23 protein-coding genes and 1 tRNA gene are annotated in these 25,871 nt (G+C 62.3%); 14 read left to right on the forward strand and 10 right to left on the reverse strand.

What is annotated here, in order from left to right; all coding sequences use genetic code 11:
* Positions 1-26: 26 nt before the first annotated feature.
* On the reverse strand, positions 27-821 hold the full coding sequence (locus NIM87_RS00925) for a coiled-coil domain-containing protein (RefSeq protein WP_254672756.1): 795 nt from the start codon (positions 819-821) through the stop codon (positions 27-29).
* Between the two features lie 138 nt (positions 822-959).
* On the opposite strand from NIM87_RS00925, the gene glmU reads away from it, so the two are divergent.
* Complete coding sequence (gene glmU, locus NIM87_RS00930) at positions 960-2,312, forward strand: bifunctional UDP-N-acetylglucosamine diphosphorylase/glucosamine-1-phosphate N-acetyltransferase GlmU (RefSeq protein WP_254672757.1); 1,353 nt, start codon at positions 960-962, stop codon at positions 2,310-2,312.
* A 1-nt stretch (position 2,313) separates the two neighbouring features.
* The gene (glmS, locus tag NIM87_RS00935) at positions 2,314-4,140 is read left to right on the forward strand and encodes a glutamine--fructose-6-phosphate transaminase (isomerizing) (protein WP_254672758.1); all 1,827 of its coding nucleotides are present in this window, start codon (positions 2,314-2,316) and stop codon (positions 4,138-4,140) included.
* Here glmS and recG read toward each other — a convergent pair whose 3' ends face one another.
* Positions 4,141-6,249, reverse strand: coding sequence for an ATP-dependent DNA helicase RecG (gene recG / locus NIM87_RS00940; protein WP_254672759.1), 2,109 nt, complete (start codon positions 6,247-6,249; stop codon positions 4,141-4,143).
* 182 nt (positions 6,250-6,431) lie between these two features.
* On the opposite strand from recG, the gene NIM87_RS00945 reads away from it, so the two are divergent.
* The 3 genes from NIM87_RS00945 to NIM87_RS00955 all read left to right on the forward strand — a co-directional run bounded on the left by NIM87_RS00945 (position 6,432) and on the right by NIM87_RS00955 (position 11,105).
* A complete protein-coding gene (locus NIM87_RS00945; protein ID WP_254672760.1) occupies positions 6,432-6,722 on the forward strand; it encodes an FAD assembly factor SdhE in 291 nt (96 codons plus the stop codon).
* Positions 6,719-10,207 (forward strand): transcription-repair coupling factor, encoded by a 3,489-nt coding sequence (gene mfd / locus NIM87_RS00950; RefSeq protein WP_254672761.1) that lies wholly within the window; start codon positions 6,719-6,721, stop codon positions 10,205-10,207. The genes NIM87_RS00945 and mfd overlap by 4 nt, the downstream gene beginning before the upstream one ends.
* Positions 10,208-10,352: 145 nt before the next feature.
* Positions 10,353-11,105 carry an invasion associated locus B family protein gene (locus tag NIM87_RS00955; protein ID WP_254672762.1) on the forward strand — a complete coding sequence of 251 codons (753 nt, stop codon included), beginning with the start codon at positions 10,353-10,355 and terminating at the stop codon, positions 11,103-11,105.
* Between the two features lie 57 nt (positions 11,106-11,162).
* On the opposite strand, the gene NIM87_RS00960 is transcribed toward NIM87_RS00955, so the two are convergent.
* The 3 genes from NIM87_RS00960 to NIM87_RS00970 are packed head-to-tail and all read right to left on the reverse strand — an operon-like array spanning position 11,163 to position 13,245.
* On the reverse strand, positions 11,163-12,323 hold the full coding sequence (locus NIM87_RS00960; RefSeq protein ID WP_254672763.1) for an FAD-dependent monooxygenase: 1,161 nt from the start codon (positions 12,321-12,323) through the stop codon (positions 11,163-11,165).
* On the reverse strand, positions 12,320-12,793 hold the full coding sequence (locus tag NIM87_RS00965; RefSeq protein ID WP_254672764.1) for a DUF6691 family protein: 474 nt from the start codon (positions 12,791-12,793) through the stop codon (positions 12,320-12,322). The genes NIM87_RS00960 and NIM87_RS00965 overlap by 4 nt, the downstream gene beginning before the upstream one ends.
* Positions 12,793-13,245, reverse strand: a complete 453-nt coding sequence (locus NIM87_RS00970; RefSeq protein WP_254672765.1) for a YeeE/YedE family protein — start codon at positions 13,243-13,245, stop codon at positions 12,793-12,795. Before NIM87_RS00970 ends, NIM87_RS00965 begins: the two co-directional genes overlap by 1 nt.
* A 184-nt stretch (positions 13,246-13,429) precedes the next feature.
* Between NIM87_RS00970 and NIM87_RS00975 the strand changes: the two genes are divergently transcribed.
* The 8 genes from NIM87_RS00975 (at position 13,430) to NIM87_RS01010 (ending at position 18,592) form a co-directional block, all read left to right on the forward strand.
* Positions 13,430-14,368 (forward strand): TerC family protein, encoded by a 939-nt coding sequence (locus tag NIM87_RS00975; RefSeq protein ID WP_332017493.1) that lies wholly within the window; start codon positions 13,430-13,432, stop codon positions 14,366-14,368.
* The gene (locus NIM87_RS00980; protein WP_254672766.1) at positions 14,365-15,336 is read left to right on the forward strand and encodes a quinone oxidoreductase family protein; all 972 of its coding nucleotides are present in this window, start codon (positions 14,365-14,367) and stop codon (positions 15,334-15,336) included. Before NIM87_RS00975 ends, NIM87_RS00980 begins: the two co-directional genes overlap by 4 nt.
* A 67-nt stretch (positions 15,337-15,403) precedes the next feature.
* Positions 15,404-15,493, forward strand: a tRNA-Ser gene (locus NIM87_RS00985).
* Positions 15,494-15,512: 19 nt separating this feature from the next.
* Positions 15,513-15,749 (forward strand): hypothetical protein, encoded by a 237-nt coding sequence (locus tag NIM87_RS00990; RefSeq protein WP_254672767.1) that lies wholly within the window; start codon positions 15,513-15,515, stop codon positions 15,747-15,749.
* A gap of 197 nt (positions 15,750-15,946) precedes the next feature.
* Positions 15,947-16,123: a hypothetical protein gene (locus tag NIM87_RS00995; protein ID WP_254672768.1), complete on the forward strand. Its 177-nt coding sequence runs from the start codon at positions 15,947-15,949 to the stop codon at positions 16,121-16,123.
* A gap of 140 nt (positions 16,124-16,263) precedes the next feature.
* Complete coding sequence (locus NIM87_RS01000) at positions 16,264-16,926, forward strand: 5-oxoprolinase subunit B family protein (RefSeq protein ID WP_254672769.1); 663 nt, start codon at positions 16,264-16,266, stop codon at positions 16,924-16,926.
* On the forward strand, positions 16,923-17,825 hold the full coding sequence (locus NIM87_RS01005; protein WP_254672770.1) for a 5-oxoprolinase subunit C family protein: 903 nt from the start codon (positions 16,923-16,925) through the stop codon (positions 17,823-17,825). The genes NIM87_RS01000 and NIM87_RS01005 overlap by 4 nt, the downstream gene beginning before the upstream one ends.
* Positions 17,822-18,592 carry a LamB/YcsF family protein gene (locus NIM87_RS01010; protein WP_254672771.1) on the forward strand — a complete coding sequence of 257 codons (771 nt, stop codon included), beginning with the start codon at positions 17,822-17,824 and terminating at the stop codon, positions 18,590-18,592. Before NIM87_RS01005 ends, NIM87_RS01010 begins: the two co-directional genes overlap by 4 nt.
* A 201-nt stretch (positions 18,593-18,793) precedes the next feature.
* Here NIM87_RS01010 and NIM87_RS01015 read toward each other — a convergent pair whose 3' ends face one another.
* The 5 genes from NIM87_RS01015 to NIM87_RS01035 form a co-directional block, all read right to left on the reverse strand.
* Positions 18,794-19,549 carry an ABC transporter ATP-binding protein gene (locus NIM87_RS01015; RefSeq protein WP_254672772.1) on the reverse strand — a complete coding sequence of 252 codons (756 nt, stop codon included), beginning with the start codon at positions 19,547-19,549 and terminating at the stop codon, positions 18,794-18,796.
* A gap of 14 nt (positions 19,550-19,563) precedes the next feature.
* Positions 19,564-20,328 (reverse strand): ABC transporter ATP-binding protein, encoded by a 765-nt coding sequence (locus NIM87_RS01020; RefSeq protein WP_254672773.1) that lies wholly within the window; start codon positions 20,326-20,328, stop codon positions 19,564-19,566.
* A gap of 11 nt (positions 20,329-20,339) precedes the next feature.
* Positions 20,340-21,479: a branched-chain amino acid ABC transporter permease gene (locus NIM87_RS01025; RefSeq protein WP_254672774.1), complete on the reverse strand. Its 1,140-nt coding sequence runs from the start codon at positions 21,477-21,479 to the stop codon at positions 20,340-20,342.
* 1 nt (position 21,480) lies between these two features.
* On the reverse strand, positions 21,481-22,512 hold the full coding sequence (locus NIM87_RS01030; protein WP_254672775.1) for a branched-chain amino acid ABC transporter permease: 1,032 nt from the start codon (positions 22,510-22,512) through the stop codon (positions 21,481-21,483).
* A gap of 161 nt (positions 22,513-22,673) precedes the next feature.
* Entirely contained in the window at positions 22,674-24,032 is a 1,359-nt protein-coding gene (locus tag NIM87_RS01035) for a substrate-binding protein (RefSeq protein WP_254672776.1), read from the reverse strand.
* Positions 24,033-24,221: 189 nt separating this feature from the next.
* On the opposite strand from NIM87_RS01035, the gene NIM87_RS01040 reads away from it, so the two are divergent.
* Positions 24,222-25,850, forward strand: a complete 1,629-nt coding sequence (locus tag NIM87_RS01040; RefSeq protein ID WP_254672777.1) for a helix-turn-helix domain-containing protein — start codon at positions 24,222-24,224, stop codon at positions 25,848-25,850.
* The last annotated feature ends 21 nt before the right edge of the window (positions 25,851-25,871 follow it).

Below are 25,871 nucleotides of genomic sequence, written 5' to 3' on the forward strand. Positions count from 1 at the left end.
GCCCGCCTGTCAACCGAATTTGGCCGCTATTGCCCAAGCGATAGCGGCGTGCCGGAATAGGGCATTGGGATGCAGGCAATCGAGACGCGCTCGAAGCGCTGGCAGAGCGAGCGTGCCTCGGCCAATTCCTCGATGGGACCGACCACGATGCGCTTGTCGTCGCCATTGGCCTCGTCGACCACCAGCGGCGACAGGCCGAACAGGAGTGGGCCAAGCTTGAGCGTCAGGTCGCTCCAGAGCGCCTGCGTGTCCTCAAAGGGCACGGCAGCGCCGACAGCGATGCCATAAGCATCCTCGTTGGGCATGGCCATGGCATATTGCGGTTCAACCGGCGCGGGCAGAGGTTGGTCGATGCCGGTGGGGGGCGAAACATCAGGAAGGGCCGACTGCCGCACGGCGACAGAGCCGCCATCAGTATCGAAAGTCAGGGTTTCATTGGCGCCGATGGAGGCGGTGAAAGTTGAACGATCCACCAGCGCGCCGGGGGGCAGCGTTTCGAGAAGGCGCGGCACGCTGACCTCGAGGGCGCCGACGCGCCGGGTCATTTCGTTGCCACTGCGCTCTTGCATGGCGAAACGGCTGACCAGCAACTCGTTCTCGCGCTTGAGGCGGGTGGTTTCCTCGCGGAGGTCGGAAACCTGCATGCGCAAAGTCTCGATGGAGGAGCCCGCGACGCGCGGCTGATGCAGCCCACCCAGAACGCTTTGTGGAACCAGCATGGAGATATTGGAGCCGAACACGGCAAGGGCGGCGCAAGCCAGCGCGACGATGGCCCAGAGGGTAACGTCCGATTGCCGGAACTGTTCGGATGCTCTAGCCAAGCCACTAAACCTCAGGAACATCCGAATCGCCGGATGTATCGGGGCCAGATTGGTCCCTTTGTTATTGGTTCGCCAACCGTTGGCTGCCATAAATTTGTGTAAATGCCAGTAGAAAACGCGCGGCTCGGGGAGAGCGACATGGCCGAACTGCTTTCGATCATTCTTGCAGCGGGCGAGGGCACGCGGATGAAATCCGCGCTGCCCAAGGTGCTGCATCCGGTCGGGGGTCTGCCGATCATCGGTCACGTCGTGCGCGCGGCGCGCGAGGCGGGATCGAGCAAGATCGCGGTAGTGACCGGGCCAAAGCACGATACAATTCGCACGGCGATCACCGCGCTCGACGGCGACGTCGTGCATTTCGAGCAGAGCGTAGCGCGTGGCACAGGTCATGCGGCGGCGCAGGCGCGCGATCTTTTCGATGGTCACGACGGTTACATTGCCGTGGTCTATGGGGATCACCCCTTGCTGCGCGGCGGCAATTTCAGCGCCGTCCTCGATCGGCTGGACGCGGGGCTGGATGTCGCCATTCTCGGGTTCGAGCCCAAGGATCCGACGGGATATGGCCGGTTCATCACCGATGGCGAGCACTTGCTGGCCATTCGCGAACACAAGGATGCCTCTGAAGACGAGCGCGCCATCGGGCTGTGCAATGCCTGTATCCTTGCCTTCCGCGCTGAAGTGTTCCGCGACCTGATCGACCGGATCGATACCAATAATGCCCAAGGCGAATATTACCTGACAGATCTGGTCGGCCTCGCCAACAAGGCAGGCAAGAAGGTCGGCTTTGGCGTGGCGCCTGAAAACGACGTGATGGGGGTCAACGACCGATCCCAATTGGCGCGCGCGGAGGCTCTGTTTCAGGAGGTGCGCCGGGAGGACGTTCTAAAGGCCGGCGTGACCTTGCGTGATCCCTCAAGTGTCTGGTTTTCCTGGGATACCGAGATTGGCCGGGACGTCACAATTTTCCCCAATGTGGTGTTCGGGCCAGGCGTCAAGATCGGCGACAATGTGGAAATCCGTGCGTTTTGCGATATCGAGGACGCCGTTATCGGTGAAGGCTCGAGCATTGGACCGTTTGCACGCATCCGTGGCGGCGCTGAGCTGGGGCCGGATGTGCACCTGGGCAATTTCGTCGAAGTGAAAAAGAGCAAGATCGGTGCAGGCACCAAAGCCGGGCATCTGAGCTATCTGGGCGACGCCGAAATCGGGACGAAAACCAATATCGGTGCGGGTACCATTACTTGCAATTATGATGGCGTGAACAAGGACAAGACGATCATTGGCGACAATGTGTTCATTGGCTCCAATGCCTCGCTGGTCGCGCCACTGACGATTGGCAACGGCGCCTATACGGCGTCGGGCAGCGTCATCACCGAAGATGTGCCGGCCGATGCCCTCGCCGTGGGGCGGGCGCGGCAGGAGAACAAGCCAGGCTATGCGCCCAAGCTCAAGGAGCGGGCGCTGGCCAAAAAGGCAGCGAAAGGAAAGTAGCATGTGCGGAATCGTTGGGATTGTCGGCGATGCGCCCGTTGCCGGCCGGCTGGTGGATGCGCTGAAGCGTCTTGAATATCGCGGCTATGACAGCGCGGGCGTGGCGACGCTGGAAGGTGGAGCCATTGCGCGCCGCCGTGCCGAAGGCAAGCTGGGCAACCTTGCCAGCAAGCTGGGCATGGAGCCGTTGGGCGGACACATCGGCATTGGCCACACCCGCTGGGCGACGCATGGCGCGCCGACCGAAACCAATGCCCACCCGCATGCCACCGAGCGCGTGGCCATTGTCCACAACGGCATTATCGAGAATTTCCGCGAGTTGCTGGCCGACCTGGCGCAGGATGGGTACCAACCGCAGACCCAGACCGACACAGAATCGGTGGCCCTGTGGGTGACGCGTGAGCTGGATAATGGTGCGGAACCCGAACTGGCGGTGGCGCGGACGCTCAAGAAGCTCAAGGGCGCCTTTGCCCTTGCTTTCATGTTCAAGGGTGAAAACGGCCTGCTGATCGCGGCCCGGCACGGGGCGCCACTGGCCGTCGGCTATGGCACGACCGAAATGTATCTGGGCTCAGATGCCATGGCGCTGGCGCCCTTCACCTCGCGCCTGACCTATCTCGAAGACGGCGACTGGGCCGTGATTACTCCAACGGGTGTGACCATTCGCGATGGCAAGGATGCGTTGGTCGAGCGCGAGCTGATGGTGAGCCAGGCCTCGGCACTGATGGTCGACAAGGGCAATCACCGCCATTTCATGGCCAAGGAAATCTACGAGCAGCCCGAGACTATCTCGCACACGCTGAGCCATTATGTGGACATGGGCGCCGAAAAGGTGGCGATCCGCGAGACGCTGCCGTTTGATTTCGCCGATCTTTCGCGCTTGACCATGAGCGCCTGCGGCACGGCCTACTACGCCGGAGCCATTGCCAAATACTGGTTCGAGCGCTTCGCGCGGCTGCCAGTCGACCTCGATGTGGCATCGGAATTCCGCTATCGCGAACCGCCGCTGGAGAAGGGCGGGCTGTCGCTGTTCATCTCGCAGTCGGGCGAGACGGCGGATACGCTGGCGGCGCTGCGTTATTGCGCCGGGCAGGGCCAGCATGTGGCAAGCCTGGTCAATACGGTTGAATCAACGATTGCCCGCGAATCGGGTGTCGTCTTCCCGATCCTTTGCGGGCCGGAAATCGGGGTTGCATCGACCAAGGCGCTGACGGCCCAGCTGACCGCACTGGCGAGCCTCGCCATTGCGGCCGGGCGGGCGCGCGGCGTATTGAGTGCCGAGCAAGAAGTGGAACTGGTGCGGGCGCTGACGGCGCTGCCTTCGGCGGTTTCAGCGGCGCTGGGCGCCGAGGACCAAATTATCGAGCTTTCCAAGCGGCTGTCCAAGGCCAAGGATGTGCTCTATCTCGGCCGTGGCCCGATGTTCCCGGTGGCCATGGAAGGCGCGCTCAAACTCAAGGAAATCAGCTATATCCACGCAGAAGGTTATGCAGCAGGCGAGCTCAAGCACGGCCCCATCGCGCTGGTGGACGAGGCCATGCCGGTGATCGTGGTTGCACCCTCGGACGAGCTGGTCGACAAGACGTTGAGCAATATGCAGGAAGTGGCGGCGCGCGGCGGCAAGATCATCCTCATCACCGATGCCGAGGGCGCCAAGACAGTAGGCCATGGTGTGGCTGACATCATCGAAGTGCCGCATGTGCATCCGTTTGTTGCGCCGATCCTTGCGACCATTCCGGTGCAATTGCTGGCGTACCACACGGCAGTATTCATGGGTACGGACGTCGACCAGCCGCGGAATTTGGCGAAGTCGGTGACGGTGGAGTAGTCATCCTGCCCGGATCAGCGGGATCGCCAGGTCTTTCCTGAAGAGATAGAGAAGGGTGCGGGCGGCTTCGCCGTCTGGGCCGGTGAGCGTGGGATTGCGCTCCATCAGGGCCTTGGCGTCGTCGTGCGCGAATTCGAGCAGGTGGCGGTGCACGTCGGGCACGGCGAGACGATAGCCGGGCATGCCGGACTGGCGGGTGCCCAGCAGGTCGCCCTGGCCGCGGAGTTCCAGGTCGCGCTCGGCAATTTCAAAGCCGTCTTCAGTCGCCTTGATGGTTTCGAGCCGCGCCTGGGCGGTTTCGCTGAGCGGGTCCTTGTAGAGCAGCAGGCAGGCGGAACGCTGGGAGCCGCGACCAACACGGCCGCGCAACTGATGCAATTGGGCGAGGCCGAAGCGCTCGGCGTGCTCGATGATCATTATGGTGGCGTTGGGCACGTCGACCCCGACTTCGATGACAGTGGTGGCCACCAATAGCTTGATTTCATTGTCCTTGAAGCGCTGCATCACCGCCTGCTTGGCGGCGGCGGACATGCGGCCATGGACCAGCGCCACCTGATCGCCAAAGATTTTCAGCAGGTCAGCGAAGCGGTCTTCGGCGCTGACGACTTCGAGCGTTTCACTCTCCTCGACCAAAGGGCAGACCCAATAGGCCTGCGCCCCTTCAGCCAGGCGCGTTTGGAGGCGTGAAATGACGCGGGCATAGTCGCCGATAGACAGAACGGCAGTGTCGATGGGCTGGCGACCGCGCGGCTTTTCGCGCAGCACGCTGACTTCCATGTCGCCAAAGTGCGTGAGCACGAGAGTACGGGGGATCGGGGTGGCGGTCATCACCAGCAAGTCGGTGTGTCGTCCCTTGTCGGAAAGAGCAAGTCGCTGATGGACGCCAAAGCGGTGCTGCTCATCGACAACCGTCAGACCGAGGTCCCGGAAAGCGATGTCGGACTGAAAAAGGGCGTGGGTGCCGACCGCGATGGCGATCGAGCCGTCGGCGAGGCCGGCCAATACGGTGCGGCGTTCGCTGGCAGGCATCTTGCCAGTGAGCAGGGCGCAGCCGAGTCCAACGGCCTCACAGAGCGGCTGGATGGTGCGGAAATGCTGAGAAGCCAGCAGTTCGGTGGGGGCCATCAGGGCGGACTGGGCGCCGCTCTCTGCCATGGCAGCCATGGCCATGAGCGCAACCACAGTCTTGCCGGAGCCGACGTCGCCCTGCAGCAGCCGGGACATGCGGTCAGGGGCGGAGAGGTCGGCGCGGATTTCCTCCAGCGCCTTGGTCTGACCGTCGGTAAGGGAAAAGGGCAGGGCGGCGGCGAGTTTTTCGGTGATCGCGCCGGTAAAATTGCGCGCCACGCCCCGGGCCGAAACCATGCTGGAGCGCACCAATTGCAGGGTGATCTGGCCGGCCAGATATTCGTCATAGGCGAGCCGTTGGCGGGCGGGGGACCAGAGTTGTGCTTCGTCGGGGTTTTCGGGGGTGTGCACCATGCGCATGGCGGTGGCAAAGCTCGGCCACTTGCGGGTCGCGATGGTGTCGGCGGTGATCCACTCGGGCAGGGTCGGAACGACCTGGATGGCGTGGTGAACCAGCTTCGCGAGGGCCCTTGAGCTCAGGCCATTGGTCAGGGGATAGACCGGCTCGACCAGAGGGAGGGTCGAGAATTTGTCTGGTTCCACCACATAGTCGGGGTGGGTGATCTGCTTTTCGCCGTTGAAAAAACCGATTGTTCCCGAGACGTATCGCTCTTCACCGATGGGCAGGCTTTTCTCGACCCAGCCGCCCTGGGCGCGAAAGAACACCAGCTGAATATCGCCGGTTTGATCATGGGCGAAGACCCGATGGGGCACATGCGGTTTGCCACGCGGCGGCGGCTGGTGCCGGTCGATATGGAGGCGCAGGGTGACGATCTGGTTCAGATAGGCTTCGGCAATACCCACCTGGCGACGCCGATCAACGACGCCGGAGGGCATGTGCATCAGCACGTCGAGGACAATGGCTTCCTGTCCATCAGGTGCACCGAAATAGCGGGTCAGCAAGGCGGCCAGCTTGTCTCCCACACCTTTTACGGAGTGGAGCGAGGCGAACAGGGGCTGCAAGGCTTCGGGGCGGGACAAGGGCGATTCTCGTTAGGTGTTCGGCGATAGCGATAGTCAGACACCCTCACCTAGCCGTGTTGGAACCGTTCGGTCCAGCGTTGCTACCCGCTCCACAAGGGGAGGGCGACGTCCGTAGACGTGGTGACAATCCCGATCAACCCGCGTAATAGACATGTCCAAATCGAGAACAAATTGCAATCATGGGTGTCGAAATGGCGGCCGGTGAAGACATTTCTATTCGTCGCAAGCGGTTGCGCTATCGGGCCTGGCATCGGGGCACCAAGGAAATGGACCTGATACTGGGGCCGTTTGCCGATGCCAATATCGAGGCTTACGACACCGCAGAACTGGATCGCCTCGAAGCCTTGATGGATGAGGAAGATCCCCCGCTGCTCAAATGGGTGATGCGGCAGGAAGAGCCGCCGACCCATGTCGATCGGGCTTTTCTTGATCTGGTGATTGCTGACCATCAGGCGCGGATCGCGAAATGAACGAGATGTCCGGCGTGGCGCCGACGCCCCGCACGATTTCCAATGTGCCGGACGGCATGCAGCCCATGGTGCTGGCGCGACTGGTCGAACAGCGCCTCGAGGACGCTCCTGACGACGCGGCAAGCCTGGTGTTTGTGGCGCGCGACGGGCGGCGCATGCAGCGCATGGCGGAAATGCTGGGGGCGATTCTGCCCGGCCATACCATTGTGACGTTGCCGGCCTGGGATTGCCTTCCCTATGATCGCGTGTCGCCCAATACGGTGACTATCGCGGCCCGCATGAATGCGCTGGCAGCGCTGACCAGCGGGGCCAGGGGCGCCGTTGTGCTCACCGCCGTCAATGCGTTGATCCAGAAGTTGCCGCCGCGCGACCTGGTCGAAACGATGAGTTTTTCGGCCGCGGTGGGCCGGATTGTGGACAGCAACAAGCTGATCGCCTGGGCGGCCAATAATGGCTATCTGCGGGTGCCGACGGTCCGTGAAAGCGGGGAATTTGCGGTGCGGGGCGGATTGGTGGACCTGTTCCCAGCGGGTTCGGAGGCGCCGCTGCGCTTTGATTTTTTCGGCAGCCAGCTCGAGTCGATCCGCACGTTTGACGCAGATAGCCAGCGGACCACTGGCACGCTCAAGCGCGTGGACCTGACGCCGATGAGCGAAGTGGTGCTCAACGAAGAGACGATCCGGCGCTTCCGGCAGAATTATACCGCGACCTTTGGCGGCAATACGGTCGATGACACGCTTTATGCCACTGTCAGTGGCGGCTCCCGCTATTCAGGCACGGAGCATTGGCTGCCGTTCTTCTACGATCACATGGACCGGCTGGCCGACTATGTGGGCGACGCGCCTTTCGTGTTCGATGACCAGGTCGCCGAGGCCTATGCCGAGCGCGCCGATCAGATCCGCGACTATTTTGACGCGCGTGAGGCTGCGCGACTGGCGCCGAAGGTTGCCGGGGCTGGGGCGCCATATAAGCCGATCAAGCCGGAACTGCTCTATGATCTGGATGTGGCGCCGACGGCGCTTGCCGGCGCGTCCGTCGTCCAGTTCTCGCCGTTCCTCTCACCCAATGCGGCACAGCGCGATGATGCGGGCGGGCGTATAGCGCCGAGTTTTGCGGCTGAACGTGCGGCTTCGGACATCAACCTGTTCCAGGCCGTCGTGGATCGGCTGCTGGCCGAGCGCCGCAATGGTCGTCGCGCGATCATCGCCTGCTGGAGCGCCGGGACGCGCGATCGCATGGCGCAGGTGCTCAAGGACCATGGGCTCACCAATCCGCGGCTGGCCGAGAACTGGCGCGATGCCGAGACCACAAGCGCCGCAACGACTTCGCTGGTGGTATTGCCGCTGGAAACCGGGTTCGAAACCAAGGACCTGCTGGTCCTTTCCGAACAGGACATCCTGGGCGAACGCATATTGCGGCCGCAGCGACGCAAGAAAGCGTCTGATGCGCTGACCGAGGCGGCGAGCCTGAATGCAGGCGACCTGGTGGTGCATGTCGATCATGGCATCGGCCGGTTCATCGGGCTCAAGGTGATCGAGGCTGGTGGCGCGCCGCATGAATGCGTCGAGTTGCAATATGCGGGCGACACCAAGCTCTACCTGCCGGTCGAGAACATCGAGTTGCTGACCCGCTACGGGTCTGACGATGCCGGGGCCACGCTCGACAAGCTGGGCGGCGTCGCCTGGCAGACCAAGAAGGGCAAGCTCAAGAAGCGCATCCGCGAAATGGCGGAGCAGCTGATCAAGTTGGCGGCGCAGCGTCTGCTGGTGAAGGCCGATGTGGTTGACATCAATTCGGGCGCCTATGACGAATTTGCTGCCCGTTTCCCCTATGAGGAAACCGAAGACCAGCTCAACGCCATCGATGCGGTGTTCGACGACATTACCTCGGGCAAGGTGATGGACAGGCTGGTGTGCGGCGACGTGGGCTTCGGCAAGACCGAAGTGGCGCTGCGCGCGGCCTTTGCGGTGGCACTTTCGGGCAAGCAGGTGGCGGTGGTGGTGCCGACAACGCTGCTCGCCCGGCAACATTTCAAGACCTTTTCCGAGCGGTTCAACGGCCTTCCGGTTCGGGTGCGACATGCTTCGCGCATGGTGCCGTCCGGGGAGCTCAAGGCGACCAAGGACGGGTTGGCCGACGGGCAGGTGGACATTGTGGTGGGCACGCATGCGCTGCTCAGCAAGTCCATCAAGTTCCAGGACCTGGGCCTGTTGATCATTGATGAAGAGCAGCATTTTGGCGTTGGCCACAAGGAGCGCCTCAAGGAGCTCAAGGCGAACGTGCATGTGCTGACGCTGACGGCGACGCCGATTCCGCGCACGCTGCAACTGGCGCTGACGGGGGTGCGGGATCTTTCTCTGCTGGCGACGCCGCCGGTGGACCGGCTCGCCATCCGCACCTTCATTTCGCCGTTCGATCCGCTTTCGATCCGCGAGGCGCTGCTGCGCGAGAAATATCGTGGCGGGCAGAGCTTCTATGTCGTGCCCAAGATCAAGGACCAACCCGATATTGCCGAATTCCTGCGCCAGCAGGTTCCCGAGGTGTCGTTTGTTATTGCCAATGGCCAGATGCCGCCGGGCGAGCTCGATGACATCATGAATGCCTTTTACGACAACAAGTTTGATGTGCTGCTGGCCACGACCATCGTCGAATCCGGGCTCGATATTCCCAATGCCAATACGTTGATCGTGCATCGCGCGGATAATTTCGGATTGGCGCAGCTCTACCAGATCCGCGGTCGGATCGGTCGGGCCAAGCAGCGGGCCTATGCGCTTTTCACCGTGCCACCGGACCGCAAGCTGACCGACACGGCGGAGCGAAGGTTGGGCGTGCTGCAATCGCTTGAAAGTCTGGGCGCCGGCTTTCAGCTGGCCAGCCACGACCTCGACATTCGCGGTGCAGGCAATCTCCTGGGCGATGAGCAGTCGGGTCATATCCGCGAGGTGGGCTACGAACTCTACCAGGCCATGCTTGAAGAGGCGGTTGCCAACCTCAAGTCCGGCGAAGAGGAATACGAAGACCGCAACGAGTGGAGCCCGCAGATTTCGCTGGGCATGCCGGTGATGATTCCCGAGCACTATGTGCCGGACCTGCAATTGCGCATGCAGCTCTATCGCAAGCTGGGCGACCTGACGGACATTCGCGACATCGATGCCGCTGGGGCGGAACTGATTGATCGCTTCGGGCCATTACCCGAAGAGGTCGAAGCACTGCTCAAGGTTATCCTGGTCAAATCGCTGTGCCGGCAGGCCAATGTCGAAAAGGTCGATGCCGGCCCCAAGGGTGCGGTCATTACCCTCAGGAACAACGTATTCCCCAATCCGGCCGGGCTTGTGCGCATGGTCAGCGATCTTTCCAACCAGGTGCGGATCAAACCCGATCAGAAACTCGTGTTCGCCCGTAACTGGCCGAGCGCCGAACACCGCCTCAAGGGGGCGGCGGCGATCCTGTCCAAGCTCGCAAAACTGGCAGAAACCGGGGCTTAGGCGTGCCCCACTTACCACGCCAGCGCATAATGTTTTGGCAAGGGCTATCGGTCATGTTATTGCCCGATTTGCGCCCTTGAAGGGCAGTTCGAATTTCAAGGCGGCCGGGAGCCGCCGGGACCGCCAAGGAAGGCAAGGATATTCTATGACTTTCAGGAAACCCCTCGTCGCCGGAATCGCGGTGGCTGCTCTTATGCTGTCTCCGCTATCGGCATTCGCGCAGGACGCCACTGCGACCGAGGCGCCCGCAGCGGAGACCACAGAAGCCGCACCGGCTGAGGGTGCCGCGACCGATGAAGTTGCTGCGGCCGTCGATGGCCTGGCATCGCAGAACTGGCTCAAGGTTTGTGATCCGCTGCCCGATGGTCAGAAGGCATGCCTGCTGCGCCAGGTTGTGCTGGCCAATGGCCAGTTCCTCGGCTCGTTCCTGCTGCGCGACGATCCGGGCCAGGAAAGCCGCCTGCTGGCGGTTGCTGCCGTTCCGCTCGGGGTGCTGCTGCCGTTTGGCCTGACCTGGCAGATCGACAATGCCAAGCCGGTCCGCGTGCCCTACATGCTGTGCGACACGCAGTCGTGCTCGACCCAGCTGGTGATCAACGAGCAGTATGTGAATTCGCTCAAGCGCGGCGCCAAACTGACGCTGACCGCCAAGAACCGCCAGAACCAGGATCTCGCCATCGAGATCGATCTGGCGGGCTTCACCGCAACCTATGATAGCGATGCGGCGCTCTCGTTTGAGCAGCTGCAGCAGCAGGAATCGGGTCAGAACGCGCTAGAGCAGGTGTTGCAGGATCGCGCCGAGAAGCTGCGCCAGGAGCTTTCGGGAGAAGGCACCACGGCGCCGGCGACAGACGCTCCGGCAACTGACGCTCCGGCTGAAGAAGCGCCGGCTCAGTAAGCTGGATTAAAGAATTGAGACGAAGGGCGCAGGAAACTGCGCCCTTTTTGTTTTGTCTCAGGTCCGTTCGCCCATGCCCAAGGCAAAGGCCTGGCGGCGGAGGGGCGGTACCAGCTTCAGGGCCCAGAGGCCACCGGCGCGCAGGGCCTGGCTGGGCAGCATGTCCGCGAGCAGCGAGCGGAACAGGGTGTCCACCATGCCGCCTGTGCGCGCTAGATCGCCGGCGCGGCGCTGGGCATAGTCGACTGACGCCAGATCACCCCACGAAGGATTGGACCGGTCGGCGGCGTTGACCGCTGCGAGGAGGTCAGCGACGTCTCGCAGCCCCAGGTTGAGGCCCTGCGCCCCGATGGGCGGGAAAGCGTGGGCAGATTCGCCGACCAGGGCCACGCCGTCCCGGCCAGCCGTGGCGACGGTGAGCGACGAGAGCGGGAAGACGAAACTGGGAGAGGCCAGCGTAATGGCGCCGAACAGGCGTTGCGAGCGCTGGTGCAGGGCCGCCAACAAGGCCTCGGGGCCTGCTGCCTGCGTTTGGCGCAGCAGCGGTTCCTCGTCGATCCAGACCAGATTGGCCCGCTTTCCGCCGGCGGGCACCAAGGTGAAGGGACCGTGGGGATAGTGGAACTCAATGGAGGCGCCGCCAATCGGGCGGGCGAGTTCAAGATCGCAGACGAGGGCCGCCTCCGCGAACTGATGTTCGCGCGTGGCAATGCCTGCAGCGGCACGGACCAGGGATTTCTTGCCGTCGGCACCGACAATCAGGGGCGCGCGCAGTTCCGAGCCATCGCCCAGAGTGACAACGCCAAGCGCGCCGTCGCGTCGCCATGCGGTAACGGCCTGGTTGCGAGTTTCAAGGCCGGTGGCGGGTGCGGCTGCCTGGAAGCGCTCGAGCAGCTTGGCGTTGGAAAAATTCCAGCCAAAGGCAGGAAGACCCACTTCCTGCGCGTCGAACAGGGTTTCGGGCGCGTGGATCAGGCGCGGTGTCGCGTCGATAATGCGGATGGCGGTGAGCGCATGTCCGATGCCGGCCGGATCGACGATCAGCCCGGTCTCGCAGAGGAAATCGACGCTGGGTATCATCAGCGCCGAGGTGCGGCGATCCGGCGGTGCAGCGGGCGCCAGGTGAATGGTGGCGAGGCCGGCGCCGGCAAGGCTAACAGCAGCAGCGACGCCCGTCAGCCCGCCACCGACGACGATGATGTCGGCGTCCTGGCTCACGAGGCGGCATCCGAGAGGCGGCGTTGGTGGCCGCTTGGGAGGATCAGGCTGCCGGCAAGAGAGCCGGCGAACATGGCGGCAAGGAAAATCCAGAGCCCGTCCGGCTGAAAGGCGATCAGCGAGATTGCGGGGCCGGGACAAATGCCGGACATGCCCCAGCCGAGGCCGAACAAGGCCGCGCCACCGACAAGGCGACGGTCAATCTTGCGGTATTCCGGCTCGTGGAAGGTGATGTCAAAGAGCGGCGTGGCGCGGCCCTTGCCGATGCGTACGGCGATGAACATGACCAGAATGGCGGGGACGATGACGAAAGCGAGGCTGGGGTCCCAACCGCCTGAAGGAATGGCGGTGAAATCAAGGAAGCGCAGAACCTTGAGTGGATCGACCATCTGGGACACGTAAAGACCAGCGCCGAAGAGGGCGCCGCTCAAGACGGCCGTGGCGAGGTAGGGCAGGCGCAGAACAGCCATCAGACAATCCCCGTGACGGTAACAGTGAGAATGGCGACGCCGAAGAAAACGAGCACGGCAACCAGCGAGCGCAGCGACAGGCGGGCGAGACCACACACGCCATGGCCGGAAGTGCAGCCATTGCCGATCTTGGTGCCGAGACCGGTGAGGAGCCCTGCAGCAATCAACCAGACCGGCATGGGGATGGACCAGGCGGCGGGTGGCGCAGCGAGTTGAGCCGGTTCAACGCCGCCAACACCGATCTGCGGGAACGCCAAGGCGGTGAGAGCCGTTGCGGCGACCAAGGCAACCAGGAAAACGACGCGCCAAACCACGGTTTGCGCTGGGGGCAGCAATTGTCCAAAAATGCCGGAGATACCGGCGATGCGGCCATTGCCCAGCCAGAGCACGGCGGAGGCAAGGCCGATCAGGACGCCGCCAAGCGCGGCGGTCAGGGGAGAGAAGGCTTCCATGGTTGTACTCGCGCGAAAAGAGACTGGAACCTAACATCGCGCAAGGGCGTGATGCCAGCCTAGGCTGAGCTCAGTTGCCAGGTTTGATGACGCAGTGGCGAAAAACTGCATTTGCGCCCTTCACCGCAAGGCATCCCATCCCTAGATTGTCGCATCGCGTGGATTCCCCCGAATGGAGCGTTAGATGCTTGAACTGTTGGCTGATCCAAATGTGTGGGTTGCCTTTGCCACCTTGACCGTCATGGAGATCGTGCTGGGCATCGACAATATCGTTTTCATCTCGGTGCTGGTGTCGCGCCTGCCGCGCGAGCAGGCCGAGTTCGCCCGTAAGCTGGGTATCGGTCTGGCGCTGGTGTTCCGCATCATATTGCTGCTGCTGATCAGCGTCATTGTGCAATTGCAGGACCCGGTCTTCGAGGCCTTTGGCCACGGTTTCTCGTGGAAGGACATCATTCTCGTCGCCGGCGGCGGCTTCCTGATCTACAAGGCCACCCACGAAATGCATGCAGCCATCGAAGAGCCGCATGAGGTTGGTCTGGCCGATGCTGCCAAGGCGAGCCTGCAGGCAATCCTGGTGCAGATTGTCGTTATCGACATGGTGTTCTCCATCGATTCGATCATCACCGCCGTGGGCATGGTGCCGGCGGACCAGGTGGCCGTGATGATTGCCGCCGTTCTGGTAGCGGTCGCAGTAATGTTCTTTGCCTCGGGGCCGATTGCCAAATTTGTGGCCGATCACCCGACAACCAAAATGCTGGCGCTGGCCTTCCTGCTGCTTATCGGCGTGACGCTGGTCGCTGACGGCTTCGGCGTCCACATTCCCAAGGGCTATATCTATTCGGCCATGGCCTTCTCGGTACTGGTCGAAGCGATCAATGTGTTTGCCAAGAACCGCAAGCTGCGTATGGCGGGTGGCAAGGCGCACAAAACCGAGTTCACGCCATTTACTGGTGACACTGGTTCGGTCTCGTCGTCGGCGGCAATGGCGGCACTCGGCGGTGGGTCGCCTTCGACCACGACGCCGGCGGTCACCGCGGCCAAGCCGCGTCCGAAGACAACAGCCGCCAATCGGTCGCAGGCTCGTCCGAAATCGGCACCACGCAAGCCGAAGGCGCCGAAATGACCCGGGTTGTTGCCGTCAACGCAGTCGGCGGGCCGGAAGCACTCTCGATAGAGGACTGGCCGCTAGGCAATCCGGGGCCGGGGCAGGCGAGCGTGCGCCAGACCGCCGTCGGGCTTAATTTCATCGACACCTATCAGCGCTCGGGACTTTATCCTCTGCCGCTGCCGTTCGTGGCCGGCAATGAAGCGGCTGGCGTCGTGACGGCGGTGGGCGAGGGCGTCACCGCAGTCAAGGTGGGCGACCGCGTCTGCTATCAGGGTACGCCGGGCGCCTATGCCGAGGAACGACTGGCACCGGTGGATAAATTGGTGCCGATCCCCGATGGCATCGATGACCAGACAGCCGCCGCCATCCTTCTCAAGGGGCTGACGGCCTATTATCTGCTGTTCAAGACCTGGCCGGTGCAAGCCGGCGAAACCATTCTCTGGCACGCGGCAGCCGGTGGCACTGGGCTGATTGCCACGCAGTGGGCACGCTCGCTCGGCGCAACGGTCATCGGTACGGCCGGTGGCCCGGACAAGGTCCGAAAGGCTCTCGACCATGGCTGTCACCATGTCATCGACTATAAGGCCGAGGACTTCCCTACGCTGGTGAAGGAATTTACCGAGGGCAGGGGCGTCGATGTCGTCTATGATGGCGTAGGCAAGGCGACGTTCGAGGGATCGCTCGACTGCCTCAGGCCGCGTGGCCTGCTCGCCAGTTTCGGCAATGCCTCTGGTGTGGTCAGCGTACCGGACCTTGGCATTCTGGCGCGCAAGGGCTCGCTATATGTCACCCGTCCAACGGGCACGCATTACTTTCCCCAGCGCGAAAACCTGCTTGAAGGCGCCAAGGCGCTCTTCGACGCGGTGCTGTCCGGCGCCATCAAGGTCGAGATCGGCCGGACCTATCCGCTGGTTGAGGCGGCAGAAGCGCATCGGGCGCTGGAAAACCGCGAGACCACCGGTTCGGTGGTGTTGCTACCGTAGGACCAGGCAAACTTGGTGTCGCGGCCTCTGGACAGGCCGCGTCGCCACGGTTAAAGGCACAGGCTACGGGCAGGTGGCAGAGCGGTTGATTGCTCCGGTCTTGAAAACCGGCGAAGGTGAAAGCCTTCCGGGGGTTCGAATCCCTCCCTGCCCGCCACTCTACTGAGGCGAAAGACATGAGCCGCAAGGAATTTGACGCTTCGCGCATGCGGCGCATGAAACGCGTGGCGGCCCGGTATGGGCTGACCATCTTGACCGCCGACAAGGTCAAGGTGCTGGGACAGCCCGGCGGTCATGCGGTGCGGGAAGACGCCACGTTCAAGATCGTCTATGGCGATGTGCCAAAGCCGTTTTCGGCCTCGCTGGACGAGGTCGAATCCTATCTCGATGCATTGGAAGCGGGCGAAGAGTAAGCGCGCCTGTCCTTTCGGACAAGCGGGGTTGTGATCCCCCGCAGCACATTCCGTTATTTATGCGGTAACGGAATCGCCGCACACTCAATCTCGTAGGCTCGTCTGGGGCCGGTCTGGCGCCAGACTATTGTGGTCGCGGGCTTCTGCGGAATTCTACCTACGTCCGCATCCCGCTCCGTAGTGGAGACGCGTTCCTCATGTTTACCCTGATCAACGCCGACGCCGAAGACGACGACGCCGAAATCACCGATCCCCAGGAAATCGCGGAGCTGTTTGCTGCCATCGCTGCCGTAGCCATTGAAGCTATCGGTCCGGGGCAGGCCCGCACCCTGTTCGAGGCCGTGGTTGAACAGGAGGGTCGCGACCCCAATTGATCCCGGAAAATACGCGAATTTCATTGATGTAGTGCCGCATCGCGGCAGTTCCGCCGGCTTTGCCGGTGACCGACGACTTGACGGAACGCGGTCCAATCTGAAGGACTGCGTTCCCGAAGGTGAAGGGATTTAGGGCTGCCATGAGCGGAATGGATGACAGCCTCTGGCGCAGGCCTCACATCATGCCCCTGGGCGACAGCGCTTTGCTTGTGCGGTTCGGTACCAGCCTTGATGACGAAGCCAACCAGGCGACCCTGACGCTTGCTGCACGGCTGGACGCCGAACCTATCTTTGGCGTTCTTGAAGTCGTGCCGAGCCTGGTTTCAGTGCTGCTGCGCTATGATCCCTTACAGATTTCGCCGGGACATCTGGCGGGGGAAATTGCGCTGCGATTAGGGCAGGGCAATGAGGCGCGAGAGCCTCACGTTCACGACATCGCAGTGGTCTTTGACGGAGTGGATCTGGCCGAGGTTGCAGCTGCGCTGGGCCTGTCCGAGAACGACTTTATTGCGCAACACAATGCGGCGCCGCTCAGGGTGCTGACTACTGGATTTGCGCCCGGGTTTGTCTATTGCGGATTGCATTCTGAAGCCTTGGTCTTGCCGCGCCGTACACAGGTTCGCCCGAGCGTGCCGGTGGGAAGCGTGCTGTTCGCGGCGGGACAGACGGCGATCACTGCTACGGAGGTGCCGACTGGTTGGAATGTCATTGGCAGCACGAGTTTCCGCAACTTCGTGCCCCAAAACGATCCGCCTACCCGGTTGCAGGCGGGCGATCTCGTGCGATTCGTGGTGGCACGATGAGCGTGCGGATCATCATTGAGCGGGCAGGGCCCCTTTGTACTATCCAGGATCATGGCCGCGAGGGCCTGCTGGCGCATGGTATCAGTGCCTCGGGGCCAATGGACCGGGCGGCGCATCGCCTGGCGGGGGCGTTGGCTGGGGCGGCCGGTGAGGCGGGCGTGGAGCTGACGCGCGCGGGTATCGCCTTGCGGGTGGAGCAGGGGCGCTTGCGGATCGGTTGGGCCGGTGGCGCTTTTACTGTTGCGATCAACGGGGAAGGGCAAGTTTGGCCGGGAGGGGCGACGCTGGCGGCCGGAGACAGGCTTTCGGTGACGCCGGGACCAAGGGGCAATTACGGCTATCTTCGATTTGGGCCAATGCTGGACCTGCCGATGGTCATGGGGAGCCTGTCGACCAGCACGCGGGCCCGGTTAGGCGGGGTCGAGGGCCGAGCGCTGGCGGCTGGCGATGTGTTGGGTTTTGTAGGCGAAGAGCGGGCTGCGCTATCGCCTTCGCCCATCGCGTTGCAAGAGGGGCCGATCCGTTTCGTCTGGGGGCTGCATGCCGAAAACTTTGCGGCGGATGTCCGGCAACGCTTCGTTGAGGCGACGTTTCGGGTGACGCCGATGATGGATCGCATGGGCGTTCGCCTGGCCGACGAGGCGGGGGTTTTTGCGGGCGCCAGTATCTTGTCGCTGGTATCCGATCCGATCCTGCCCGGTGATATCCAGATATTGGGCGATGGCACGCCAATTGTGCTGATGCGGGACCACCAGCCCACGGGCGGCTATCCGCGTATAGGCACGGTCATTTCGGCGGACCTCGACAGATTTGCGCAAATGCGGGCCGGGGACCCGGTTGCCTTCGAGCCGGTAAGCGTGGAGCATGCGCACCGCCTGTTGCGGAGCAGCCTTTCATGACCAGTATCGATCTCAATGCCGATCTCGGAGAGGGCATGGGAACCGACGACGACCTGTTGCATATCGTTTCCAGCGCCTCGATTGCCTGTGGCGGACATGCCGGCGACGCGGCGACGATCCGGCGCATCCTCAAGGTGTGCAAGGCGCGAGGGGTGCGTGCGGGGGCACACCCGGGCTATGTCGACCCCAAGCGGTTCGGCCGGTTTCGGGTGGTGATGCCGCTGGAGCAATTGCTGGGACAAATTCGCGGACAGCTGTTTCTCGTGCGCCACATCGCCGATGAGGTGGATGTGCCGCTTTCCTATGTGAAGCTGCATGGGGCGCTGGCCAACCAGACGGCGGAGGAGCTGGCTTTTGCCGTCGGAATATTTGGCAGCATTCATGCAATGGACCCGCGCATGGCCGTGTTGGCACTGGACAACAGCCAGCAGGTACGGGCGGCCAAGGCCGTGGGATTGCCGTTGATCCGCGAGGCTTATGCCGACCGCGCCTATACCGCAAACGGGTTGCTGGTGCCGCGAACGGAAGAGGGGGCCGTCATCAAAGACCCCGAAGCTGTCATCGAGCGCTGCCTTCGGCTGGCGGTCGAGGGCGAAGTCGTGGCCATTGATGGCACGGTGATCAAGTCGGCCGCGCGGTCCATCTGCCTGCATGGCGATACGCCCGGGGCAGTCGACCTGGCCCGCGAAGTGCGGGATGCGCTGGTCGGCGAAGGCATTACCATTGCGCCGGCCGAGCCGGAGGTGGAGAGGGCGGTGGAGATTTAGGGGGTGGGGAGTTTTCGTGCCACTCAAGCGCAGCTCTCGTGGCCTTCCCGCCTAAAATCCCCCCACTGGGGAGATTTTGCTCTTCAAGCACCGCGAGAAGTACCCTGGGACCTTCAGGGGGGAGAGGGTGAGATCGGCAAAATGCCTTGAAACCCAAAGGACCCAGGGTATGCGTGGCTGGTCGCGAAGCGCGACCAGGATTTAGATCGCCAGGTATTCGTGGCGGAGTTCGGTGTTGTCGAGCACTTCCTTGGCGGTGCCCGAGAAAGCCACTTCGCCAGTGTCGAGGATGACGGCGCGGTCGGCCAGTTTCAGAGCGGCCACCGCATTCTGCTCAACGATGATGGTGGTGATGCCCAGGGGCTTGATCGAATGGAGAATGCGTTCGATTTCATGGACGATCACTGGCGCCAACCCTTCATAGGGCTCGTCGAGCAGCAGCAGCTTGAGATCGCGGGCCAAGGCACGAGCGATGGCCAGCATCTGTTGCTCGCCGCCCGACAGGGTCACGCCATCCTGCTTGCGGCGCTCGGCAAGGCGCGGGAAGCTTTCGTAGATCTGATCGAGGCTCCAGCCGTTGCCCGGCGCCACTTTGGCCAGGGAAATGTTCTCCTCGACGGTGAGGCCCTGGATGATGCGGCGATCTTCGGGCACAAGCTGGATACCGGCGCGGGCCGCCTCGAAGCTCTTCATATGGTGGACGGGATGTCCGTCGAGCCAAATTTCGCCATGGCGCATCTGAGGATTGTCTGTTCGGGCAATGGTGCGAAGCGTCGAGGTCTTGCCGGCGCCGTTGCGGCCGAGCAGGGCCAGAATTTCACCCTTACGAATATCCAGCGACACGCCCTGCACGATATAGCTCTCGCCATAATAGGCGTGGATGTCGCGCACAGAGAAGAACGGGCGAACAGTTTCGATATCGGCAGCGTGGCTGCCGGCGACGGCGTCAGTTTGCATGGCTACAGAACTCATCAATGAGCCCCCCCGAGATAGGCTTCCTGGACCTTGGGATTGCCGCGAACCTCGTCCGGGGTGCCATCTGCAATGATGCGGCCCTGGGCGAGTACGGAGATCTTGTCGGCGAGCGAAAACACCACATGCATGTCGTGCTCGATGATCACCTTGGTCATACCGCGGCTCTTGATCTTCTTGAGCAGGTCGATCGTGGTATTGGTGTCGTGGCGGCTCATGCCGGCCGTGGGTTCATCCAGCAGCAGCAGGCGTGGATGCTGAATGAGGCACATGGCGAGCTCCATGCGCCGCTTGTCGCCGCGGCTGAGGCTGCCTGCGTGCATGTCCCTGCGCGTGAGCATGCCGACATCTTCGAGCATGTGCTCGGCTTCCTGGCGGATGGCGGTCTCGCTGTCGAGCGAGCGCAGCATGTTGAGCGTGAAGGCCCCGTCGCGCTTGGCGAAGGCCGGGATCATCACGTTATGCAGCACCGAGAGATCGGCGAAGATCTCGGGGGTCTGGAAGACGCGGGCGATGCCGAGCTGATTGATCTGGTGGGGCTTGCGTCCGGTCAGGATTGCTCCGTCGAACACCACCTGGCCACTGCTTGGCGCAAGCTTGCCAATAATGACATTGAGCAGGGTCGACTTGCCGGCGCCATTTGGCCCGATGATCGCATGGGTCTGGCCCTCTTCGACCTGAAGGTCGATGTCGGCCAGGGCATGAAGCCCCCCGAAGCGCTTGTGAACGTCCGCAACGTGCAGGACAACGTTGGATTTTGCCATGATGGTTGTCCTTACTCTGCCGGCTGAGTCTGGCGAGATTTGGAGTCCGGGGTGCCAGACCGTTTGAGGGTGGCTGCAATCCGGCGGACGCCTTCCATGACGCCGCCCGGCAGGAACACCACGACCAGAACAAAGACCAGGCCAAGCGTGAGGAACCAGCCGTCGCCGACGAATTTGCCGGTGACCTGAACCATGAGGTCGGCGGCGCCTTCGGGTAGGAAGCTCCAGAAATTGGCAAGGATCTGATCATTGAGGGCGGAAAGAATGTTCTCGAAGTACTTGATCAGCCAGGCGCCAATCACCGGGCCGACCAGCGTGCCGACGCCGCCCAGGATGGTCATGAGAACAACTTCACCAGAGGCAGTCCACTGCATGCGCTCTGCACCGGCCAGCGGGTCGGTGACGGCGAGCAGGGCGCCCGCCAGCCCTGCATACATGCCCGAAATCACGAAGGCGGAGAGGGCATAGGGGCGGGTATTAAAGCCGGTGAACTGCATGCGGGTCTGGTTGGACTTGATCGACTTGAGCATCATGCCGAAGGGCGAACCCGAGACGCGCTGAGCAATGAAGAACGACAGGATCAGGAAGCCGGCGCAGAGGTAGAAGCCGGCGTAGCCGCTCAACTGCTGCCCGAGCAGTGTGGGGACGGGCTGACCAACCAAGGTCTGGCCCATTGCCGCGTCCAGGACGCGTGCATCGCTGAGGGTGAGCTGCAGGCCTGTTTCACCATTGGTGATCGGGGTCAGCACGGAATAGGCCAGATTGTAGCTCATCTGGGCAAAAGCCAGCGTGAGGATGGAGAAGTAGATGCCCGAGCGGCGCAGCGACAGGAAGCCGATGATCAGCGCAAACAGGCCAGAAATCACGACCGCAAAGATCATCGCGGGAATGGCGTCCAGCGTCAGCAGCTTGAAGGACCAGACGGCAGCGTAGGAGCCGACGCCGAAGAAGGCTGCGTGGCCGAAGCTGAGATAGCCGGTGAGGCCGAACAAGATGTTGAAGCCGACGGCAAAGATTCCATAGATCATGAAGCGTTGCAGCAGATCGGGGTAGCCGGCGCCAAAGGGCGCCAGCCAGATCGGCATGGCCAGCACTACGATGGTGAAGCCGAGGAACAAAAAGAGGTCGTTGCGAGACATGAAATTGGCCATGTCAGCTCTCCATGACGCCGCGGCGACCAAGCAGGCCACGGGGACGAACGAGTAGAATAATCACGGCAACGAGATAGATGATGATCTGATCGATACCGGGGAAGAAGGCCTTGATCTGCGTCATCGAGGCAAAAGACTGCAGGATGCCGAGCAGGAAGCCGGCTGCGACGGCGCCGGGTAGCGAGCCCATACCGCCAACCACGACCACCACGAAGCTGAGGACCAGGAAATCCATGCCCAGGTGGTAATTGGGTGGCAGGAGCGGCGTGTACATGACGCCTGCCATGCCGGCCACGACCGAAGCCAGGCCGAACATGATGGTGAAGCGCCGGTCGATGTTGATGCCGAGCAGCCCAACCGTTTCACGGTCGGCCATGCCGGCACGTACGACCATGCCGAAGGTGGTGAACTGCAGGAAGGCAAAGACGCCACCGATGACCACGGCCGAGAACAGGAAGTAGATCATCCTCCAGAGCGGATAGGTGATGACATTGGCCTGCATGCCGAGCCATGCGCCAATGTCTGCGGCGCCGCGCAGATCGGTCGGCATGGGCTGGGGGATGGGATTGGGCCCGAAGATGGACTTGATGACTTCCTGGGCGACGATGGCCAGGCCGAAGGTCACGAGGATCTGTTCGGCGTGGGGGCGCTTGTAGAAGTGCTTGATGATGCCCCGTTCCAGGGCGATGCCGATCAGCAGCATGATGGGAATGGTGATCAGGATCGAGGCGGGAACCGAGTAATTGACGAGGATGGCGCCGAAATCGCCGAACCATGCCTGGACCAGGGGTTCGCGGATTTCCAGAGGCGCGCCCCATGGAGATAGCTGCGTGGGGTCGATAGTGACCGTTTCAAGGGTCAGAAACTGGCGGAACATGACGGCGCAGAATGCGCCCAGCATGAACAATGCCCCGTGGGCAAAGTTCACGACCCCTAGCGTGCCGAACACCAGGGTGAGCCCAAGGGCGATCAGCGCATAGGCGGCGCCTTTATCGAGCCCATTGAGGAATTGCAGAAAGATGACTTCGAACATTTTTTGCTCCGCTAGGAGCGACGATCCCCAGGATCATCGCACGTCGCCATGGTCGGACATTCCGACGATCTCGATTTGCTTTTGAGCAAGCGAGAATGCCCGGGTGACCGCACGCCGGCGGGCCGAAAGGGGCAGGGATTTCTCCCTGCCCCTCAGTTGGATCAAGCGCAGACTGGGACAGGTTCTGCCGGGCCGAGTTCGCCACCGAAGATCGAAGGATCGTAGTTGACGGTCTCGCGATCAACTTCCTGCACAACGTTGAGCACGTCGTACTCGCTGGTCGGCGCATCGTTGCCCTGCACGACGAGAACTGACTTCATGCACTGGTGATCTTCGGCGCGGTAAAGCGTCCGACCATTGCCCATGCCGTCGAACTCGTGGCCTTCCATCGCCTTGATGACTTCCGGCGGATAGAAGGTGCCGGCGCGTTCCACAGCGTCTGCATAGAGCAGGGTCTGCACGTAGCAGGTGTGCGCTGCCTGCGACGGCGGAGAGCCATAGGCGGCACCGAACGACTTGGTGAAGGCGACGGAGCCGGCGTCCTGCAGGTTCCAGTGCCAGTTCGAGGTGCCGTAGATCCCCTTGATGTTCTCGCCGGCGCCCTTGGCCATCAGTTCGGAGAACAGCGGAACCACGATCTGGAAATCCTTGCCGTTCGCCTGGCGGTCGCGCATGCCGAACTGAACGGCCTGCGTGAGCGAGTTCACCATGTCATTGCCATAGTGGTTCAGGATCAGCACGTCAGCGCCGGAGTTCAGCACCGGGGTCAGGAACTGCGAGAAGTCGCCAGCACCGAGCGGGGTGCGTACAGCTTCCACGGTTTCCCAGCCAAGCGCTTCAGTGGTGTTCTTGATGGACTCTTCCTGGGTCCAGCCCCAGGTGTAGTCTGCGGTCAGGTGATAGGCGCGGCGATCATTGCCATAAGCATTGCTTAGCACAGGACCGAGTGCCGTACCGGACTGGTAGGCATTGAAGAAATGGCGGAAACCGTAGCGCCGCTTGTCCTTCCCGGTGGTGTCGTTGGAGTGGGTCAGGCCCGCCATGAAGATGACGCCCATTTCCTGGCAGAGGCTCTGCACGGCGACAGCTTCGCCCGAGGACGAACCGCCCGTGATCATGATGGCGCCGTCACGTTCGATCATGCGGGTTGCACCAGCACGAGCCACGTCAGATTTGGTCTGGCTGTCGGAAGAAACGTAGCCAACCTTCTTGCCCAAGATGCCGTTGCCGGTGAGGGCTGAGGGGGTCAGTACGTTCATCAGGCCGCCGTCACCTTCACCATTGAGGTGCGCAATGGCCAGTTCGTAAGCCTTCAGTTCGTCAGCGCCTTCTTCGGCATAAGCGCCGGTCAAGGGCAGGTTGAGGCCGATGGTGACGGTGTCGCCGGTTGGATTGTTGCAGAATTCCTGCGCCCAGGCACCCTTGGTGAAAATCATGGGCGCAACGCCCGTACCAATAATGCCGGCCATGCCGGTCTGCAAAACCCTGCGGCGGGAAAGCCCGCGCTTCAAAAGTGTCATAGATCTCCTCCTTATGGCGCGGAGCCACTGATACATTGCCAGCCGCTTCCGCCTGCCCAGTATTCGACACATTTGAAAACGACGGCAATAGATCATTGTAATTCATGGAAAAACTTGTAAATTGTTGATCTAATTTCGCGTCATTTCTGTCAACGCGTTGACAGTCGAGGTGTTCTAGAGGGGGCGGGCATGCGCGCACCGATAGGGTTTCGGATCAGCAACAGGCGGAAATCGCTCAAGATTTCCCAAGCCGCACTGGCGCGACTGGTGGGGATATCCCCGAGCTATCTGAACCTGATCGAGAACAACAAACGCGACGTCGGCGGCGCACTTTTGCAGCGCGTTGCGCTGCATCTGAACATCAGCATCGATGATCTGACGGGGCAGGCAGAACAGAAACTGCTGCAGGACCTCGAAGAGGCTTATGCCGACCCGATGATTGAGTCTCTGCCATTCCAGCCCGATGAACGCCGGCAGATGGTGGCGCAATATCCGGCCAGCGCGATGGCCATGGCGCGCCTGCACAGGGCCTATTCGGACGCACTTGCCAATGCCGACGCCTATGCCGACCGACTGCGATCGGACCCGCTGCTGGGGCAATTGCTGCATCAGGTTCTGTCCGGGGTTACGGCAGTGCGCTCGAGTGCCGAAATTCTCGAGGACGTCGCTGATCTGGCCGAGGCGGAACGACTGCGCTTTGTGAGCTCGATTGGCCGAGAGACGCGAAACCTCGGAGCGGTGGCGCGCAATCTGATCGGCCATTTCGAGAATGCCAGTGCCAGTCGTCGCAGCATTTCGCCGGCCCGCGAGATCGACGATCTGTTGGTCGCGCAGGGGAATTATTTTCCGGCGCTTGAGGCTGCCGCAGTGCGTCTGCGGCAGGAGCTTGAGGGCGATGGCGCGTTCGGCGTGCGCACGCTGACGGATGCCTTGGAGCGCCGCTTTGGCATCGGTATCCATATCGGCGGAGCGCCGCCCAGCGGGCTGGCAGACTTTCCCGGGCAGTATCGCTACTTTCCCGATAGCGCGACCATGTGGTTGCAAGGCTCAACAACCTTGGCGACGCGGCAATTCCAGTTGGCGCGGCTCTATGGCGAGATCGCGGCGGGTGAGGTGATCGAGGCCGAACTTGAAAAGGCTGGCATAGCTTCCCCCACCGCTCAGCGCCTGGCCCGCAGAGCGCTGGGGTCTTATTTGGCAGGCGCGATCGTTTTTCCCTATTCGGCATTTCTCGCGGCGGCAGCGGAGGCGTCCTATGACATCGACCAGCTACGCCAGACCTACAATGCCAGCTACGAGCAGGTGGCGCATCGCCTGGTGTCGCTGCGCCGGCCCGGCGAGGAGGGTGTGCCGTTCGGCTTTCTGCGTTCCGATCCAGCCGGCCGGCTGACCAAGCACTTTCCATTGCCGGGTCTGCTATTGCCCTATTCGGGTCATGCCTGCCCGCTTTGGGCGATCTATGGGGCCTTTCGAACCCCAGACATGCCGGTGCGGCAGGTCGTGCGGTTTTCGGATGGTTCGCGCTATCTTTTCGTAGCGCGCACCGTGCAGCGCCGGGCAGCGGCATTCCATGAGCCGCCGGTGATGGCTTCGGTCATGCTGGCCTGTAATGTGCTGCATGCCGACCAGACGATTTACGCACAGGGGCTCAACCTTGCCGATACGGGTGCCGATGTGCAGGTGGGGCCGACGTGCCGGCTGTGCACGCGGTCGGACTGTGCCAGCCGTCAGGAAGAGCCATTGGCGCCGATGCCGGGGCGCTCGGATTTGCGGGCGGCTCTGGTGCCAAAGGGTTTTGCGCTTGGCGAGCGTGGCTGATTGCGATTTAGTGTCGATATT

Source organism: Devosia ureilytica, assembly GCF_024273195.1.
GTDB lineage: Bacteria > Pseudomonadota > Alphaproteobacteria > Rhizobiales > Devosiaceae > Devosia > Devosia ureilytica.

Excerpts from the sequence above, each read along its gene's own strand:
- glmU (WP_254672757.1), top strand. The coding sequence starts at position 960 with ATGGCCGAACTGCTTTCGATCATTCTTGCAGCGGGCGAGGGCACGCGG.
- glmS (WP_254672758.1), top strand. The coding sequence starts at position 2,314 with ATGTGCGGAATCGTTGGGATTGTCGGCGATGCGCCCGTTGCCGGCCGG.
- NIM87_RS00945 (WP_254672760.1), top strand. The coding sequence starts at position 6,432 with ATGGGTGTCGAAATGGCGGCCGGTGAAGACATTTCTATTCGTCGCAAG.
- mfd (WP_254672761.1), top strand. The coding sequence starts at position 6,719 with ATGAACGAGATGTCCGGCGTGGCGCCGACGCCCCGCACGATTTCCAAT.
- NIM87_RS00955 (WP_254672762.1), top strand. The coding sequence starts at position 10,353 with ATGACTTTCAGGAAACCCCTCGTCGCCGGAATCGCGGTGGCTGCTCTT.
- NIM87_RS00965 (WP_254672764.1), bottom strand. The coding sequence starts at position 12,793 with ATGGCTGTTCTGCGCCTGCCCTACCTCGCCACGGCCGTCTTGAGCGGC.
- NIM87_RS00970 (WP_254672765.1), bottom strand. The coding sequence starts at position 13,245 with ATGGAAGCCTTCTCTCCCCTGACCGCCGCGCTTGGCGGCGTCCTGATC.
- NIM87_RS00975 (WP_332017493.1), top strand. The coding sequence starts at position 13,430 with ATGCTTGAACTGTTGGCTGATCCAAATGTGTGGGTTGCCTTTGCCACC.
- NIM87_RS00980 (WP_254672766.1), top strand. The coding sequence starts at position 14,365 with ATGACCCGGGTTGTTGCCGTCAACGCAGTCGGCGGGCCGGAAGCACTC.
- NIM87_RS00990 (WP_254672767.1), top strand. The coding sequence starts at position 15,513 with ATGAGCCGCAAGGAATTTGACGCTTCGCGCATGCGGCGCATGAAACGC.
- NIM87_RS00995 (WP_254672768.1), top strand. The coding sequence starts at position 15,947 with ATGTTTACCCTGATCAACGCCGACGCCGAAGACGACGACGCCGAAATC.
- NIM87_RS01000 (WP_254672769.1), top strand. The coding sequence starts at position 16,264 with ATGAGCGGAATGGATGACAGCCTCTGGCGCAGGCCTCACATCATGCCC.
- NIM87_RS01005 (WP_254672770.1), top strand. The coding sequence starts at position 16,923 with ATGAGCGTGCGGATCATCATTGAGCGGGCAGGGCCCCTTTGTACTATC.
- NIM87_RS01010 (WP_254672771.1), top strand. The coding sequence starts at position 17,822 with ATGACCAGTATCGATCTCAATGCCGATCTCGGAGAGGGCATGGGAACC.
- NIM87_RS01015 (WP_254672772.1), bottom strand. The coding sequence starts at position 19,549 with ATGCAAACTGACGCCGTCGCCGGCAGCCACGCTGCCGATATCGAAACT.
- NIM87_RS01020 (WP_254672773.1), bottom strand. The coding sequence starts at position 20,328 with ATGGCAAAATCCAACGTTGTCCTGCACGTTGCGGACGTTCACAAGCGC.
- NIM87_RS01025 (WP_254672774.1), bottom strand. The coding sequence starts at position 21,479 with ATGGCCAATTTCATGTCTCGCAACGACCTCTTTTTGTTCCTCGGCTTC.
- NIM87_RS01030 (WP_254672775.1), bottom strand. The coding sequence starts at position 22,512 with ATGTTCGAAGTCATCTTTCTGCAATTCCTCAATGGGCTCGATAAAGGC.
- NIM87_RS01035 (WP_254672776.1), bottom strand. The coding sequence starts at position 24,032 with ATGACACTTTTGAAGCGCGGGCTTTCCCGCCGCAGGGTTTTGCAGACC.
- NIM87_RS01040 (WP_254672777.1), top strand. The coding sequence starts at position 24,222 with ATGCGCGCACCGATAGGGTTTCGGATCAGCAACAGGCGGAAATCGCTC.